General features: G+C 70.5%; 13 protein-coding genes. 5 read left to right on the top strand and 8 right to left on the bottom strand.

Annotated elements, in window-relative coordinates:
- Window positions 1-16: 16 nt before the first annotated feature.
- Genes GA0070613_RS25945 through GA0070613_RS25930 form a run of 4 tightly spaced genes read right to left on the bottom strand, consistent with a single transcriptional unit; the run spans window position 17 to window position 4165 of the window.
- A complete protein-coding gene (locus GA0070613_RS25945; protein ID WP_089014664.1) occupies window positions 17-1030 on the bottom strand; it encodes an SIS domain-containing protein in 1014 nt (337 codons plus the stop codon).
- Window positions 1027-1875 (bottom strand): carbohydrate ABC transporter permease, encoded by an 849-nt coding sequence (locus GA0070613_RS25940; RefSeq protein WP_089014663.1) that lies wholly within the window; start codon window positions 1873-1875, stop codon window positions 1027-1029. Before GA0070613_RS25940 ends, GA0070613_RS25945 begins: the two co-directional genes overlap by 4 nt.
- Window positions 1872-2849, bottom strand: coding sequence for a carbohydrate ABC transporter permease (locus GA0070613_RS25935; protein WP_089014662.1), 978 nt, complete (start codon window positions 2847-2849; stop codon window positions 1872-1874). Before GA0070613_RS25935 ends, GA0070613_RS25940 begins: the two co-directional genes overlap by 4 nt.
- Window positions 2846-4165 carry an extracellular solute-binding protein gene (locus GA0070613_RS25930; protein WP_197698993.1) on the bottom strand — a complete coding sequence of 440 codons (1320 nt, stop codon included), beginning with the start codon at window positions 4163-4165 and terminating at the stop codon, window positions 2846-2848. Before GA0070613_RS25930 ends, GA0070613_RS25935 begins: the two co-directional genes overlap by 4 nt.
- A 117-nt stretch (window positions 4166-4282) precedes the next feature.
- Between GA0070613_RS25930 and GA0070613_RS25925 the strand changes: the two genes are divergently transcribed.
- The 3 genes from GA0070613_RS25925 to GA0070613_RS25915 all read left to right on the top strand — a co-directional run bounded on the left by GA0070613_RS25925 (window position 4283) and on the right by GA0070613_RS25915 (window position 7754).
- Window positions 4283-5455, top strand: a complete 1173-nt coding sequence (locus tag GA0070613_RS25925) for an ROK family transcriptional regulator (RefSeq protein WP_089014661.1) — start codon at window positions 4283-4285, stop codon at window positions 5453-5455.
- A 305-nt stretch (window positions 5456-5760) separates the two neighbouring features.
- Window positions 5761-7341 carry a DHA2 family efflux MFS transporter permease subunit gene (locus tag GA0070613_RS25920; protein WP_089014660.1) on the top strand — a complete coding sequence of 527 codons (1581 nt, stop codon included), beginning with the start codon at window positions 5761-5763 and terminating at the stop codon, window positions 7339-7341.
- A 173-nt stretch (window positions 7342-7514) separates the two neighbouring features.
- Window positions 7515-7754, top strand: a complete 240-nt coding sequence (locus GA0070613_RS25915; protein ID WP_089014659.1) for a hypothetical protein — start codon at window positions 7515-7517, stop codon at window positions 7752-7754.
- Between the two features lie 152 nt (window positions 7755-7906).
- Here the strand turns inward: GA0070613_RS25915 and GA0070613_RS25910 are convergent, their stop codons facing one another.
- The 3 genes from GA0070613_RS25910 to GA0070613_RS25900 all read right to left on the bottom strand — a co-directional run bounded on the left by GA0070613_RS25910 (window position 7907) and on the right by GA0070613_RS25900 (window position 11111).
- Complete coding sequence (locus GA0070613_RS25910; protein ID WP_089014658.1) at window positions 7907-9496, bottom strand: GMC family oxidoreductase; 1590 nt, start codon at window positions 9494-9496, stop codon at window positions 7907-7909.
- A gap of 447 nt (window positions 9497-9943) precedes the next feature.
- Complete coding sequence (locus GA0070613_RS25905) at window positions 9944-10663, bottom strand: hypothetical protein (RefSeq protein ID WP_089014657.1); 720 nt, start codon at window positions 10661-10663, stop codon at window positions 9944-9946.
- Window positions 10656-11111: an RNA polymerase sigma factor gene (locus tag GA0070613_RS25900; protein WP_231929475.1), complete on the bottom strand. Its 456-nt coding sequence runs from the start codon at window positions 11109-11111 to the stop codon at window positions 10656-10658. The genes GA0070613_RS25905 and GA0070613_RS25900 overlap by 8 nt, the downstream gene beginning before the upstream one ends.
- 240 nt (window positions 11112-11351) lie before the next feature.
- Between GA0070613_RS25900 and GA0070613_RS25895 the strand changes: the two genes are divergently transcribed.
- Both GA0070613_RS25895 and GA0070613_RS25890 read left to right on the top strand, forming a co-directional pair.
- Window positions 11352-12566, top strand: coding sequence for a YncE family protein (locus GA0070613_RS25895; RefSeq protein ID WP_231929474.1), 1215 nt, complete (start codon window positions 11352-11354; stop codon window positions 12564-12566).
- Window positions 12567-12639: 73 nt separating this feature from the next.
- Window positions 12640-13383, top strand: a complete 744-nt coding sequence (locus GA0070613_RS25890; RefSeq protein WP_089014655.1) for a class I SAM-dependent methyltransferase — start codon at window positions 12640-12642, stop codon at window positions 13381-13383.
- Between the two features lie 90 nt (window positions 13384-13473).
- Here GA0070613_RS25890 and GA0070613_RS25885 read toward each other — a convergent pair whose 3' ends face one another.
- Window positions 13474-15708 carry a hypothetical protein gene (locus GA0070613_RS25885; RefSeq protein ID WP_157746538.1) on the bottom strand — a complete coding sequence of 745 codons (2235 nt, stop codon included), beginning with the start codon at window positions 15706-15708 and terminating at the stop codon, window positions 13474-13476.
- Window positions 15709-15800: the final 92 nt, after the last annotated feature.

Below are 15800 nucleotides of genomic sequence, written 5' to 3'. Positions count from 1 at the left end.
CCGCCCCCGCTCCGGCTCATCCTGGCGGCAGCTTGGTGTCGGCCGGCATGTGTCGAAGCTCGATCGGCCGGCCGGCGCGCTCCGCCAGGGCCTGCGCGGCGAGCTGTACGGGAAGGATGTCGAGTACACAGCCGCCGAGGCCGGCAACGCCCGGAAGCCGGACGACCCGCAGGTTGTCATGCGTGGGCTCGCCGGCTTCGGCGTCGGTGACCAGGACGACACGCGCGCCGTATCCGGCGAGGTCGGCAGCGAGGGAGACCTCGCGGCCCGCGCCGAACAGCAGCACTGCGTGGCCCGGTCCCGCAGTCTCCAACGGCCCGTGCAGGTATTCGTGGGTGGCGAAGCTGGCGGTGGGCAGGTGGGCGGCCTCACGCAGGAGCAGGGCCGCGGCGCCCGCCGTCGCCAGCCGTACCCCGGAAGCGACGGCGTCGACGCAGCCGGCGCCGGTGAGGGCCTCCGCTAGCGGCTCGACGTCATCCTCGAGCACCTCGGCCGCCAGGTCGGGCAGCAGGTCCCAGTCCGTCTGGGGGCGACCGCTGATCCGCTCGGCGAGCAGGCCGAGCGCCTGCAGCGTGGCGGTGTAGCTCAGCGTGGACACCGGGGTGTCCAGGGCGCAGCCCAGCGTCACGACGGTGTCGGCCGCCGCGCCGAGCGGGCTGTCCGGGTGGTTGGTCAGGGCGAGCCGGGCGGCCGGTCCGGCCGGCACGCCGGCCAGTGTGTCAACTGTGTCCCGGCTGCGGCCTGACTGGCTGATGCCCAAGAATGCGGCGGCGAGTCCCGGTGGTACCCCGTCGTGCAGGTCGGCGGCGCTCGCCGAGATCGCGGGCAAGCCGCCGGCGCGCAGGACGGCGGCGAAGCCGGCGGCGGCGTGGCTGCTGGCACCCATGCCGAAGGCCAACAGGCTGCCCCATCGTGACGCCGCGGCGGCCTGGGCGCCGGCCGGCCCGGCCAGCGCCGCCCGCACCGTCTCGGCCGAGCGCCGCAAATTGTCCGGCTGCGCCCGCACCCCGGCGAGGTAAGCGACGGTCATCCCTTCACCGCCCCGGACGCGAGGCCACTGATGAGGTAGCGCTGGAACATCACCGCCAGCGCCACGGGCGGCAGCGCGGCGAGGACCCCGCCGGCGGCGATGAGGCCGAAGTCGACGGCGTTGCGCCCGGTGAACTCGGCGATCGCGACCGGAACCGTCTTGGCCTGTGCGGTGGACGTGAAGATCAGCGAGTAGAGGAACTCGTCCCAGCACAACAGGAACGCATAGAGGGCGGTGGCCAGGATGCCGGGCTTGGACAGCGGCAGCATCACTCGTACGAGGGCGCCGAGTCGGGTACATCCGTCTACTCGGGCGGCCTCCTCGAGCTCCACCGGCAGGGATGCGAAGAAGGTGCTCATGTTCCACAGGGCGAACGGCGTGGCCAGCGAGCAGTACACGATGATGAGACCGGTCCTGGTGTCGAGCAGCCCGAAGCGCGACATGAGCAGATAGAGCGGGATGATCAGGGCGATCGGTGGCAGCATGTAGGTGACCAGGAACGACAGCAGCGTCACCCGCCTGAGGGGAAACCGCAGCCGGGCCAGCGCGTAACCGCCCAGCACCCCGACGGTGAGCGCAATGATCACCGTCCCGCCCGCCACCAGGAAGCTGTTGACCATCGCGCTGCGGAACGCGGCGCCGGCGCTGGTGCCGCCGCCGGCGAAGATCTCGCGGTAACGGTCCAGCGTGACGTGCTCGGGCAGCCAGCGCATCGGCCGGGAGACGAGGTCGGTCTGCCCCACGAACGACGAGTAGAGCAGCCAGGCGAACGGCGCGAGGATCACCGCGGACGTGGCGAGCGCGGCCAGGTGGATGAAGAGGCGATAGCCCAGGCTTGCTCTCATGGCGACCTCAGCTCGCTCTGCCGCAGCAGCCGAAGGTAGATCAGGGCCAGCACGAGGATGGCGACCACCGTCAGATAGGCCAACGACGCCCCCGAGCTGAACCGTTGGGCCGAAAACGCCTGGAGGTAGGTGAAGAAGGTGACCGTCTGGGTGCCGCTCGCGGGACCACCGCCGGTCATGACGTAGACGATGTCGAACACCTTGAACGCCTCGATGGTGCGCAGCACCAGCACCAGCGCGATATTGGGCACCAGCAGTGGGAGCGTGATGCGGAAGAACGAGCGGATCGGCCCCGCCCCGTCCACCCGCGCCGCCTCGTAGAGCCCTTGCGGGATCGTCTGTAGGCCGGCCAGCAGGAAGAACGCGACCAGTGACGTGTTCTTCCAGACGTCGGCCACGATCACCATGTTCAGGGCGAGGAAGGGGTCGCTGCCCAGCCACGACCGATAGCCGCCCTGCAGGTGCAGTTCGGTGAGCAGCGCGTTGGCCACGCCGTACTGGGCGTTGAGGATCCACCGCCACATCGCTGCGTTGACGATCGTCGGCAGCGCCCACGGCAGGATCACGATCGCGCGGAAGAGCCACCGCAGCCGCAACGGCGCGGCGAGCAGTTGAGCCAGCCCCAGACCGAGGACGAGCTCGAGCGCGGTGGAGACGGCGGTGAAGTAGGCGGTGTGCCCGACCGCCGTCCACAACCGGTGGTCGGCAAGGATCTCGGTGTAGTTGCGTAGGCCGACGAGCGGGTAGCGACCGGGGAACGGGCTGTCGACGTCGTAGAACGAGATGACGAGAGCGCGCCCGGCCGGGTACAGCACCACGCCGAACACGACGATCGCCGCGGGCAGGAGCAGCAGCAGCGCCAGCCGGACCTGACCGCCCCCGGCGCGCCTGGTAAACGGCCACCGGCGCGCCGGCGGGACACGCCGAGTCGCCGGTGGCGCGGGTGCCGGGCGCGCCGGGGGCGCCGCCGTCATGACAGCAGGCTACGGGCTTGTTCGGCGGCGTCGTCCAGAGCCTTCTTCGCCGGTTTCCTGCCGAGCAACGCGTTCTGCACCTCGGCCTGCAGGATCTGGCTGATCTCGTTGTAGCGGGGCACCTGCGGCCGGGCGATGAGGTTGGCGAGCTGTTTCCGGGCCACCGGCACCACCTGCGGCAGCGCGGACACGACCGCACTGTCGTCGTACGACTTCGTCCAGCACGGCAGCGAACTCTTGGCGTACTTGTTCTGCACGTCAGCGCTGGTGATGTAGCTGACGTATGTCCAGGCGGCCTTCTGGTTCTTACTGCCGGAGCTGACCGACAGGGCCATCGAGCCGTTGACGCCCGGGGCGCTGGCCGGTCCCGCTGGCGTGGCCGCCACGCCGACCTTGCCGACGACTTTCGACTGCTGCGGGTCGTTGGCGGCGTTGAACATGTAGGTCCAGTTGAGCGCCATGGCCGCCTGGCCGTCGGAGAAGATCTTGCGAACGTCCTCTTCCAGGGACTCGACCGAGTTGGGGTTGGTGAGCTTGGTGTCGAGGGTCATCTTCATGAACTCCAGCGCCTGCAGGCCCCCGCCGGTGTTGAAGGCCACGGATCCGCCGTCGTCCGACAGGAACTTGCCGCCGAAGGCGCCCACGAGCTGCGTGTAGTCGCAGATGAGCGCCTCAGCCTGCTTCCAGCTCCAGATCAGCGGATAGTCGACGACCTTCTTCGCCTTGAGCGTCCGGGCGGCTGCGAGGACGCCCTCCCAGGTGGACAGGCTCGCCGGAGCGACGCCCGCCCTGCTCAGCATGTCCGTGTTGTAGAAGAAGTACTTCGTGTCGAGAATCCACGGGACGCCGAAGTAGCGGTCACGGTAGGCGGCGGTCGCCAGCGCCCCACCGAGCATGTCGCTCTTCCACGCCGCGGGGAACTGGTCGGTCACGTCGGTGACGATGCGTTTGCTGCCGAACTCGGCCGGCCAGATCACGTCGATCAGCACCACGTCGAAGGTGCTGGCCGGGGCCGCCGCCACGATCTTGTCGTGCAGCGCCTCGTAGGCGACGAAGGACGGCTCGATGGTGATCTTCGGATACTTCTTCTGGAACTCGTCGGTCATCGCGCGGATGTCGTCCTCGGAATAGCCGGCCTGCTTCATGAACAGCGCCTTGATCTGGCCTTCACCGGTGCCTGCCGCGCCCCGGTCACCGCTCGCGCCACTGTCGTTGCCTCCGCCGACGTCGCAGGCCGCGAGAAGGAGGCCCGCGCCACTGACAGCCGACAATTGAAGGAGTCTTCGCCTGGACAGCTCGCTCATGCTCTCCGACATGATCGCCCTCCTGGGCATTAGGTAGGCTGCTTAACAAAAACTTGTACTCGGTTCGCGATCACGGGTCAAGGCCGTCATCGCAGCCTTCCGGATCCAACAGGCGAAGGAGTGGAAGCCTTGGTCTCCGTCGACTCGTCCGGTCGGTTGGTGCTGGCCGCACTGCTCGACAGCGTGCCCATGACCCGGCCGGAGCTTGCCAACCGGACGAGTTTGTCGCGGCCCACCATCTCCGAGGTGGTACGCCGGCTCGTCGACACCGGCCTGATCGTCGACGCCGGTGTGCGACGCGGTCGTCCGGGTCGGGTGCCCACCTACTACCGGCTTGCCCCAACCGCGGGGTACGTGGTCGCGGTCGACGTCGGTGGCGACAACCTCCGGGTCGCGGCGGCGGACATGAGCGGCGCTCTCTGTTTCGAGCAGCGGCAGGCCACCAGAGCAACCGGCGCGATCCGTGTCGCCGTGCAGGTTGCCCGGATGATCACGGCCGCGACGAAGGCGGTGGGGGATCAGCTCGGGCCACTTCGTAGGGTCGGCGTGTCGGCGCCCGGTGCCGTCCATGCCGACGGTCGCACCATGTCGGTCGCCCGCAACCTCGGTGAGGAGGGCTCGTTCGACCTGATCACCCCGCTCGAGGCGCGCGTCGACGCTCCGATCGTGCTGGAGAACAACGTCAACCTCGCGGCGCTGGGCGAGCGCTGGCGGGGGCACGCCCGGGAGGTCGGGACGTTCGCGTTCCTGGCCGTCGGTGCCGGCATCGGCATGGGTCTGGTTCACGACGGCGAGCTCGTACGCGGCGCGCACGGTGCCGCCGGAGAGGTGGCCTACCTCCCGCTGCCGGGTTCGGTGCCGCCGGGACAGCGGGTCGGTCGCGGCAGGGAGCAGCTGGCCGACGAGGCCGGGGCGTACGGCGTTCTCGCGGCTCTCGACGCCCGCAGGTCCTGGCCCGGCACGCGGCCGTCTTCGGTGGAGGAGTTGTTCGCCCAGGCCGCCACGGGCGTGCCCGCCGCGCGTGATCTGGTGGAGGCGGAGGCTCGGCAACTCGGCCTCACGATCGCCAGCGCGTGTGCGATCTTCGACCCCGAGCTCGTCGTCCTCGGCGGGGGCGTCGGCCGCAACCCGCTGCTGCTGCCGACGGTCCGGGAGACCGTCAACGCGTACGCGCCGTTTCCGCCACGGATCGAGACCAGCGCGCTGGGCGAGGCGGCATCCCTCACGGGAGCATTGTTCGTCGCCCTGCAGGCCGCACGCGCTGAGCTCCTGCGAGTCGTCAGCGGCTCCGACGGCGGTTGACCGGCTTCGGCAAGGACAGCGCGAGCGGGCGGGGAGAAGGTCCGAGGTGCGCGCCCTGCCCGTCGCTGCAGGGCTCGAGGTGGACGGCAGTGACATTCTGGACCGGGCGGTACGGGGCATACTCGGGTCGACGACGGGCTGGCGCTGACCTGCCGCCGAGGGCGGTGGCTGCTAATCCGAGCGCAAGTGTCGGTGCGGGTCTTTAGTCTGCGTGTGGACCTCGCTTTCCGTACGTGACACCTCGCGCTCGACAGGCGCGGTGCCGCCCACCGTCCGGCGGCCGAACCGAACTCAGGAGACTTTTTGTGACCCAGCAATCTGTCGCGACACCGGACAAGCTCGACGCCGCGGTTCTCAAGGTGGCGGGAGTCGTCGTTCTCGGTGCGATCATGTCGATCCTCGATGTGACGGTCGTCAGCGTCGCGCTACCGACGTTCCAGAGCGAGTTCGACGCGTCCTACGCCCGAGTCGCGTGGACGATGACCGGCTACACGCTCGCGCTGGCCACGGTGATCCCGCTCAGCGGTTGGGCCGCAGACCGTTTCGGCACCAAGCGCCTCTACATGGTCGCGCTGGGGCTGTTCACGATCGGGTCCGGGCTGTGCGCCACTGCCGACACGATCGGACAGCTGATCGGCTACCGCGTCCTGCAGGGCCTCGGCGGCGGCATGCTCATGCCGCTGGGCATGACGATCATGACTCGGGCGGCCGGGCCGAACCGGATCGGTCGGTTGATGGCTGTCCTCGGCATCCCGATGCTGCTCGGGCCGATCGGCGGCCCGATCCTCGGCGGGTGGCTGATCGACACGGCGAGTTGGCGCTGGATCTTCCTGATCAACCTGCCGATCGGCGCCGTCGCGCTCGTCTACGCTCTGCTGGCGCTGCCGAAGGACAACCCCGAGCCGTCGGAGTCGTTCGACTTCCTCGGCATGCTGATGCTCTCGCCGGGGCTCGCCCTGTTTCTCTACGGCGTCTCCTCGCTGCCCGAGGCCGGCACGTTCGCCGACGCTGAGGTGTGGGTGCCCATGCTGATCGGCGCCGCGCTCGTGGTGGGGTTCGTCATGTACTCGTTCAAGCCTCGGCACCCCCTGCTCGACCTGCGGCTGTTTGCCAACCGCAACCTGACCGTCGCGGCGGCGACCCTGTTCGTGTTCATCATCGCGTTCATGGGCGCCGGGCTGCTGTTCCCGAGCTACTTCCTGCAGGTCCGCGGCGAGTCGACGCTGGCCGCCGGCCTGCTGATCGCACCACAGGGCATCGGCGCGATGATCACGATGCCGGTCGCCGGGATCTTGGCCGACCGGGTGCCCGTCGGCCGGACGGTGCCCTTCGCGCTGGGGCTCATCGTCCTCGGGTTCTTCACCTTCACCCAGGTCGACCCGCACACCTCGTACTGGCTGCTCTGCGGGTCGCTGTTCGTCATGGGCCTGGGCATGGGGGGCACCATGATGCCGATCATGACCTCGGCGCTGAAGACCCTGCACGCCCAGGAGGTGGCCCGCGGCTCCACCCTGGTCAACATCCTTCAGCAGATCGGCGGCTCGGTAGGCGCCGCGGTGATGTCGGTGATCCTCACCAACGAGCTGAACGGCTCCCGGCCGATCCCCGGCGTGACGGATCCGAGCGGCAAGCCGATCACTGAGGCCGGGCTGGCCATCGCCAGCCAGCAGCGGCCGGAGCTGACCCAGCAGTTCCCGGTCGATCCGTCGATCATCGAGCGCGGCCTCGACTTCGCGGCCAACTCCTTCGCCACCACGTTCTGGGTCGGATTCGCGCTCGTGCTGGCCACGTTCATCCCGGTCGCGTTCCTGCCCCGTCGACGCGAGCCGTCGCACCTGCTCGGCGACCAGGGGGAGCAGTCCACGACACCAGTCGCCATCCACTGAGCCACCGTTGGGCCGTCAGGCACGTCCTGGCGGCCCACCTGTGCGGTGGGCGGCCTCGGCCGCTCATCGCACCGCCGGGTCCGGTGGTCGGCCCCGGGGTGGCTCAGGGCACCGCTGGGTCCGCGGCGGCCCCGGGCCTCGGTGCTCCGCGGGCCTGGTCGTTCAGCCCTCGGGTGTGCCTCGCGATCGCCGGAATCTCCATCGCCGCAGTCGTGGCCGTCCTCGCCTTCGCGCTCCTCCTCTCGCCAGTGATGACGCGGCTGGACGCCCACCCGGCGGTGCTTCGCCCGCTGGCGTACGCGGTGCCGACGACGTATGTGGCCGACGCGTTCCGAGACATCTTCGGCTCTGGTCCGATGTATCTACCCTTCGCGGTGGACGTGGCCGTGCTGGGTGGGCTCCTCGTGGGCTGACCGTCCTGGTGCCTCGGTTGCCGGACTGGCGTCGGCGATAGGCGGCATTCCGGTCAGATCCTCTCGAACGTGACCGCGAACTGCTCAACGGTGCCGAGAGGACCTCGGCCGTTCGTTGTCCTGCATTCCGTACTCGCTCAACGGGGCACGTCTCACGCCAGGATCAGGTCGGCGGCCCGCCAGGCCAGTGCCATCACCGGGGCGTTGAGGTAGCCGGAGACCAGTACCGGCAGCACGGAGGCGTCGACGATCCGCAGGCCGTCGACGCCGCGGACCCGGAGCCGCGGGTCGACCACGAACTCGTCGTCCGGGCCCATCGCGCAGGTCCCTACCGCGTGGTACCCGCAGTAGCCGTGCGCCAGCGCCGCGTTGATGATTTCGCCGTCGTCCTGTACCGCCGGACCGGGCAGTGTCTCCGCGGAGATCCGCTTCGCGATCGGCCCGGTGGCGAACAGCTCCCGCATCCGCCGGAAGGCGCCCACCGCGACGCGACGGTCATGTGGGGTCCGGAAATAGTTGGCGACGATCCGCGGTGACACCGCCGGATCCGCCGAGGTGATTGCCAGACTGCCCTCGCTGTCCGGCCGGGTCACGGTCGCCAGGCCCATCAGCCCCGGCTCGGTCTCCAACTCCAGCGCGCGCCCCGGGCGCCGCGGCGCCGCCGAGAAGGGCGCGATCAGCAGCTGCGCGTCGGGACGGTCCGCCTCCGGGCCGGAGCGGATGTACGCCCCGACGTCGTACACCGGCAGGGCGAGCGGGCCCTGGCGGGTCAGCAGGTACCGCAGCATGGCCCGCCCCTGGCCGAGCCGGCCGCTGAGCATCGGGTTGTAGCCGCCCGCGGTGTTCAGCCGGAACTGCAACGGCATCGACCGGTGCTCCCGCATGCCGGCCCCCACCCGGGCCCGGTCGAGCAGCACGTCGACACCGGCGCGGCGCAGCGTGTCGGCCGGACCGATGCCGGAAACCTGCAACAACTGCGGGGTGGCGATGGCGCCGGCGGCGAGGATCACCTCAGCGGAGGCGGCATAGTCAATCGTCTGCGCGTGCCGGCGGGCGCGCACCCCGATCGCTCGGCCGTCCTGCACGAGGACCCGGAGCACGACCGTCCCCACCGCCACGGTCAGGTTGGGCCGGTCGCGTACCGGGTGCAGGAAAGCATCGGCGGCACTGGTCCGGCGACCGTCGCGAATGGTCGCCATGAGGTAGCCGATCCGCTCGTCGTCGTGGGCGTTCAGATCGTCCGCCCGGTGCCAGCCCAACTCCACCCCGGCGGCGATCGTCTCCTCGCAGAGCTCGTCGGTACCGGTCGCGCTGGACAGCCGCAGCGGCCCACCGGCTCCGCGTACGTCAGAGGCGCCGAACGGGTTGTCCTCCAGCCGCTTGAAAATCGGCAGCATGGTGTCCCATCCCCACCCGGGGTTACCCAGGCGTTCCAGCCCGTCGTAGTCGAGCCGGTCGCCGCGGCCGTACACCATTCCATTGATCGAGCTGGACCCGCCGATCATGCGACCGCGCTGCCAGACCTCGCGGTGCGCCGGCCCCGCCGCAGCCGGGTAGTGCCAGGCGGTGCGCCGGTCGTCCATCAGCCGGCTGAAGCCCTTGGGGATGCGGACGAACGGACTGCTATCCCAACCACCCGCCTCGATCAGCAGCACCCGGGTGCCCCGATCCTCGGTCAACCGATTGGCCAGCACGCACCCGGCCGAGCCCGCACCGACCACGACGTAGTCGAACTCCTCCACGCGGGGCACCCCCGTTCGCCGGCACTAGTGTCGCGCCTACCGTAGTTCGTTGATCACAGAACGGAAAGGGGTCGCGCGAGCGACGCCTGGTGTGGGCCTCCCCGGGCCGCGCCACGTCATCGAATGCCGGGCCGCTACCCGTTTCCCACCACACGTCACCCGCAGGTTCGGGCGTGACAAGGGTGCTCGTGCGCCGGTGACGGCGACCCCTCGCTGTCCGCTGCCGCACTGCGCCGTTTGTTGGAGGGCCGCGGGCAGCCCGAGTACGCCCGCCGGGACAGCACCGACCGCGGCCACATCCATCTGTCCGGCCCGACCGGTTTCGAGAGCAGCACCATCGGTGTCGACCATGACCCGGTTGCCAGGCTGCGGCGGGAGGCCAGGCAGCTGGCCCGTCCGGGCGACGCGGCGCGCGGATGCGCTGGTTGGGCCCTGGCGGGGCTTCCGCTAATTCAGCGAGTTGGCGATCTCAATAGCCTCCATCTTGGTGAGGTCGCCCTCAAGCCGATAGCTCACGCCAGCCTCCTGCCAGATCAGGGTCGAGGCGGCGAGCCGCGCGGTCTCCACGCGGACCGCGCCGATGCGATCGACGTAGGTCAGTGCATGTGGGCCGCCGATCCACACGGCGAAGTCGTCGTTGACCTGGACCCAGTCCGCGCCCGGCCCGCTGGCCTGTTTCTGGAAGACCGGGTCGAGACGACCGTCGAAGGCATCGATGCGCAGCGCGCCCCCGCGATAGAGCAGAGTCGCGACTCGATAGGTGCCCGTGTCATCGAGGTCGGCGACCAGTACCTGCTCGGGCGGGCCCAGCTTCGCCGGTAGGCGGATCGGGAAGCGCACCCTCCGCTGCGCCTCCGCCAAGGCGGCGGCCCGCTGCGACGGCAACGGTGACGGTGTGCCGGTGGGCATCGCCGGTGCGGGCGACGTCGCGATGCTGATCCCCGCGAAGCGCAGCAGCCCCGCCACGGCGTCGGCGAGGGCGGCCCGCCCCGGCGGCAGCAACGCGACGAGCAGGGCGACGAGCGCCGCGGCGACGTAGTAGCGCCACCGGCGTCGCCTCGGCACGGGTGCGGCGAGCTGTGCGTGCACGCGGGCGGTCACGTCGGGCGCGTCGGGTGCCTCCAGCCAGGCGGAGAGGTCGCGCAGCTCCCTTTCGAGGTCATCCACGATGGACCTCCTCAAGGTCGAGCAGGCCGCGCAGCTTCGCCAGTGCCCGAGATGTCCGCGACTTCACCGTGCCTCGGGGCCATCCCAACATCGCCACGGTCTCGTCCTCGCTGAGATCGAGGAAGAATCGGCAGACGATCACCTCACGGTCCCTCTCCGGCAGCAGGCGCAGGGCCTGTACCAGCCTGGCGCGGCGTTCCCGGGCGAGGACGGCGCCGACCGCGACATCCTCGGCGATCTCCGATTCCGGATTCGCCGCCGCGGCCCGCAGGACGAGTCCGTCCCGCCGGTTGCGCGACCGGTGCAGGTTGCGGGTCTCGTTGGCGACGATCGCCAGGAGCCATGAGCGGAAGGCCGACTCTCCCCGATAGCGGGAGAGCTTGCGATACCCCTTCACAAACGCCTCCTGGATGACGTCCTCCGCCTCCGAGCCCGCGCCGAGCAGCACCGCCGTCCGGTACGCGGACGCGGTGTGCCGAGCGACCAGGAGGTCATACGCCTCCAGGTCACCTACCCGAGCGCGGGTGACGAGTTCTTCGTCGTCCAGTGGAAACCTCCGGTTGGATCACACTCATGACACCGCCCGCGCCGTGCGGGTTCCACGCGTCGGGTGGAACCGCGGCGGGTGCGGTGGTGTCACCCGGGCATGATGGCAACGACACCGATCTCGCGTCGCACCATTCTGACGGTGCTCGCCGGTACCGGCGCCGCAGCGCTGGTCGGCTGCGATCCAGCTCGAAGCCCGAACTCGACCACCGCCGTCACGATCCCCGACGCACTGCTCGTCGAGGTCGACGACGGGCTTGGCGTACTGCGTGGTGCGGACCGGCAGACGATCCCGCATTCCCTCGCCACCGCCGACGGGCTGGCGATCTACGCGACCGCACCCGAGGGCGCCGACACCGCCTTCTGGCGGATCGACACCGCCACGGGCCGCACCTCCACTCGCCTCAAGCTGCCCGGACGCTGGGTGCCTCAGGCCGTGTCGGTCAGCGGTACGAAGGTGGCGCTCACGTCGAACGAGGTGAATGTCACCAAGGGGCGCCCGGAGGGGCGGGACGTGACCCCGGTGCTGATCGCCGACGTCACCGGGGTCCAGCACCGGCTGGAGTTGCGGGGCAACTTCGTACCGGAAACGTTCACCGAGGATCTCGCCGGACTGTTCGTCCTCGAGTGGCTCCCGGCGAAGGCGCCGGATCGCTACCGGGTCCGCGTCGTCGATCTCGCCACCAGGGCGCCCGGTCCTCTCTACACCCGCACCAAGGCGCCGATCCCGCCCGGCGCCGAGGAGGAGATGCGTGGCGACGGGCGCCAGGCCGTGCTCGCGCCGGATCGCACGACCCTCTACACGCTCTACACCCATCAGCCCGACCACCAGCACACCCGCAACCTGATCAGCGGGCGGCCGGGCAACGCGCACGCGTTCGTGCACACGCTGAACCTCGCGGCGCGATGGGCGTACTGCATTGACCTGCCGCACCCGTTCGGGGTGGCGTCCGCGAGCGGTCACGCCATGGCGATCAGCCCCGACGGAGGCCAGCTCTTCGTCGCCGACGTCACGTCGGGCAGCGTCGCGGAGATCTCCACGGAGGAGCTGACGGTACGGCGCACTGCCACGCTGGCCAAGGACACCGGCGCCGGACACGCCGCCGCCGACCCCGACCGGCTCTTCATCGGGGCCGGCACCGCGGTGCGCACGGTGGGTCTCGCGCGCCTCCGCCTCGCCGCCGATTGGCAGGTCCGCGAGCGCGTCGCCGGTCTTGTACTGAGCCCCGACAGCAAACGCCTCTACGTGGGCCAGACCGACGCCGTGAGCTGGCACGATTCCGCCACCGGCGCTGAACTCGGCCGCGTCGCCGTGCCCGGTCTGGTAGTCCTACATGGCCTGGCCGGACACGCCTGACGCAGCGATCGGATTACCTTGGTGGTCGCGAAACGGGGATGCGCCGTCGATCAGGACTCGGCACCCTCAACGGATGCAGCCGACCGATGACCTCGCCGCTCTGCGCTATGTGCGGATGCGCTGGAATACGCCGTTGTCGGAGGAGCATGCCGAGCTGCTGCTGGGGCGGCTTGATGTCCGCCCTGGCGCACGCGTGCTCGACCTCGGCTGTGGGTGGGGTGAGCTGCTGCTGAGGGCAGTTGCCGCCGGCGGCGTGGGCGGCGCGGCTGCGACGACGGGCATCGGCGTCGACACGGACGATGCTGCTCTCGCGAGGGGGCGGGCGCTGGCCGAGGGCCGGTCGTTGGACAAGCACGTCACCTTCGTGAAGGGGGAAGCGGCGGCCTGGCGGGAGCCAGCCGACCGTGTCCTGTGCGTTGGCGCCGCGCATGCCTTTGGCGGGACGGCGGTTGCCCTCAAGGCGCTCGCCGGGCTCGTCCGGCCCGGTGGTCGGCTCCTGTTCGGTGACGGGTACTGGGAGCGTCCACCGACGGCCGAGGCTGCGGAGATCTTCGGGGACGAGACCATGCCGCTCGCGGACCTCATCGAGCACGCACGTGGGCTGGGTTGGCGGGTCCTGCACCTCAGCACTGCCGACCAGCGAGAATGGGATGACTTCGAGTCCACCTGGCGCGCGGGCCGGCAGGAGTGGCTGCTGGAGCATCCGGAGGACCCCCGCGCGACAGAGGTCCGCGAGGAACTCGATGCCCGGCTGCGCGAGTACGTCGGCATCTATCGCGGCGTTCTAGGTCTTGGGTACTTCGTGCTCGGTCGCTGACGCCATGGCAGCTCACCACGGGCCCGTTGGCCTGGTAGACGGCCTGGGCTTTGACCTCGCAACGCCCCCACATCGGCAGATCGCTGTAGCTCAGCAGCCGCCGACCCGCAGCCGGGTCATCAGGTGGCGGACGGCAGCCTGGTAGTCCTCGTCAGGGTCGAACCGGTGACCCTGGATCGGTGGTGGCACGGTGTCCTCCGGCGGGGTCAGCAGGCCATGCGGGTCGCGTAGCCGCCGGTCCACCCCGGTCGTCGGATCAGCCGCACCATTCGGACCCGTGCCCTCCGCTGCCGAGCGGCCCGGGTCCGGGGAGAAGACCCACCCGCCGATCGAGTCGGTGTCCCGCCACAGATTCAGCCAGCGCCAACCCACTCGGTCGCCGACGTCGCGCAGCGTCGCGGGACCCAGATGCGCGGGAAAGACCCTGCTGTAGAGGCGGCGCACCGGATTGGCATGGGTCAGCAGCGCGACCCGGTCGAGGCAGGCGGGCGGCAGTTGTAGCACCGTCGCCGCCACCAGCACCGCGCCATGACTGTGTCCGCAAAGCACCACGGTGCCGTCGTGACTGGTCAGGTACCTGATCCGTCGGGTGAGCTCGGGCACTGCGCGTTCGGAGTAGCAGGGCGGGGCGAGCGGGTGGGCGGTGCGCGGCCAGAACGTGGCCAGATCCCACAACACCCCGACCAGGCGGATGCCCCTCGACCGGTGGGCCAGCAGGGCGGCGACCGCCATCGCGATGGCGAAGAGCCCGGTCAGGTTGGTGCCCAGGTGGCTGATGAACACCACTGACCGGGCCAGCGATTCACCGCCGATGCGCAGGCCCAGATCTCTCGGCCCGATACCGGCGAGCGACAGTCCGGCGGAGCCGAGGATCAGCACGAAGACGACGGCGTACGCGGCGGGCAACGGCCAGCTCCGGTCGGTCAGCTGCGCTCGGGCGATGGCGTCGCGCACCGAGCGGACCCGCGGCTGCGGTTCCGGCGGGGCGTCCGGGAAGTCGCGGCGCGCGATCTCCATCGCGGTCCGGCGCCGCTGCCGCAACGTCAACTGGCTGCGCAGGAGGGTGGCGAGTGCCGTCACCAGGAGGGCCACGAAGAAGCCCAGCGCGGCCCACCGGTACGCCAAAGGGGGCAGCAGTGGCGGGATCCCGGCGGGCAGCACGCGGCGTGGCCTGGGATCGAGGCTCCTGTCGAGGTAGTAGGAGGCGGCGTAGAGCAGGGCGGACGAGAACGCCACCCCGAATCCGATGGCGAAGGAGACAACGACGGGGGCGCCCAGGCCGCCGAGGATCGCGGGGCTTCTGGTCCTGCTTCGCTGCCGCACGACGATCGCGCCGAGGACCAGCATCAGCACAGCCTGACTCACGTAGAGCCAGGCAACCAGGGCGTCGTAGCCGGGCAACTCGGTCCCCGGCGCCCATTCGGAACGGGGCAGGGCGGCGTAGCCGAGCGTCAGCGCGGTGACTGCCAGCATGGCCGCCCGCACGGCGAGGATGGCTGCTGCGATCCGCCGGTCTGCGGGGTGGCCGGGGCGTGCCGGGCGGCAGAGCAGCGCCAAGGCGGCGACGATGACGGTGACGGTGAGGGCGAGCAGGCCGTAGCCGATGGTCCGGTCGTCGTGCGGGGCGACCACACTGAGCAGGACGACGTCGACGGCGCCCAGGGCGATCGCCACGTGCAGCGACCGCAGCCGGCGCAGGAAGGCTCGGTTGTCCCAGAAATCGCGGGCGTCGAGGCGGAGGGCGCCGAGGCCGCCCGGCACCGCTTCGGCCGAGGCGTCTTCGGGCAGCCGCCACGACCGCGCCCCGAGCCACCAGGCCATTCCGATGGCGGCGATCGGCACCAGGGCGGACATCGCGATGCGCTGGCCCGGCTGCACGCCGACCAGCCAGGAGATCATCGGGCGGTCCGCGCTGCAATGGTGGTAGGCGGCGCACTGCCAGGCGACGAGGTCGATCGCCACTCCGGCCACCGACAGCACGTACATCGCGGTCAGGGTCGCGGCCAGCAGGCGGCAGATCGCCCGGGCGGCCGCCGCGGACCCCGCCGGCCCCGGCGGCAGCATCCAGATCGCGATGTTGCTCAGCATGAACGGCAGCAACAGCACCAGGGACAGGGTCCGGCTGGCATGGCCGCCGGTCAGGTTGCCCCAGCGGTACGCCTCGATCAGGGCCCCACCGGGCCCTCTCGGGTCGCCCAGGGTGGCCTCCGGGCGGAAGAATCCGGCGTTCTGGTCGCCGGCCACCTTGGTCACGCTCGGCCGGTCGAGGATCCCTTCCGCACTCGCGCCGCCGACGCCCGGTACCCGCAACTCGGTCGTGTCCACCGGTACCCGCCGTTCCGTCACCTCTTCGCCGCCGCCGGTTACCCGCCGCGCCGCTTCCTACGCCCGTCGCACGTGCAGCTACGGCGGTGGCG

Origin of the sequence: Micromonospora inositola, assembly GCF_900090285.1 — a bacterium.
Taxonomy (GTDB): Bacteria; Actinomycetota; Actinomycetes; order Mycobacteriales; family Micromonosporaceae; genus Micromonospora; species Micromonospora inositola.
Note: the sequence above shows the minus strand (reverse complement) of the source record. Positions and strands in the feature narration are given on the sequence as shown.

Coding starts and splice junctions, on each gene's coding strand:
- GA0070613_RS25930 (WP_197698993.1), bottom strand. CDS start 4,165: ATGTCGGAGAGCATGAGCGAGCTGTCCAGGCGAAGACTCCTTCAATTG.
- GA0070613_RS25940 (WP_089014663.1), bottom strand. CDS start 1,875: ATGAGAGCAAGCCTGGGCTATCGCCTCTTCATCCACCTGGCCGCGCTC.
- GA0070613_RS25935 (WP_089014662.1), bottom strand. CDS start 2,849: ATGACGGCGGCGCCCCCGGCGCGCCCGGCACCCGCGCCACCGGCGACT.
- GA0070613_RS25945 (WP_089014664.1), bottom strand. CDS start 1,030: ATGACCGTCGCTTACCTCGCCGGGGTGCGGGCGCAGCCGGACAATTTG.
- GA0070613_RS25890 (WP_089014655.1), top strand. CDS start 12,640: ATGCAGCCGACCGATGACCTCGCCGCTCTGCGCTATGTGCGGATGCGC.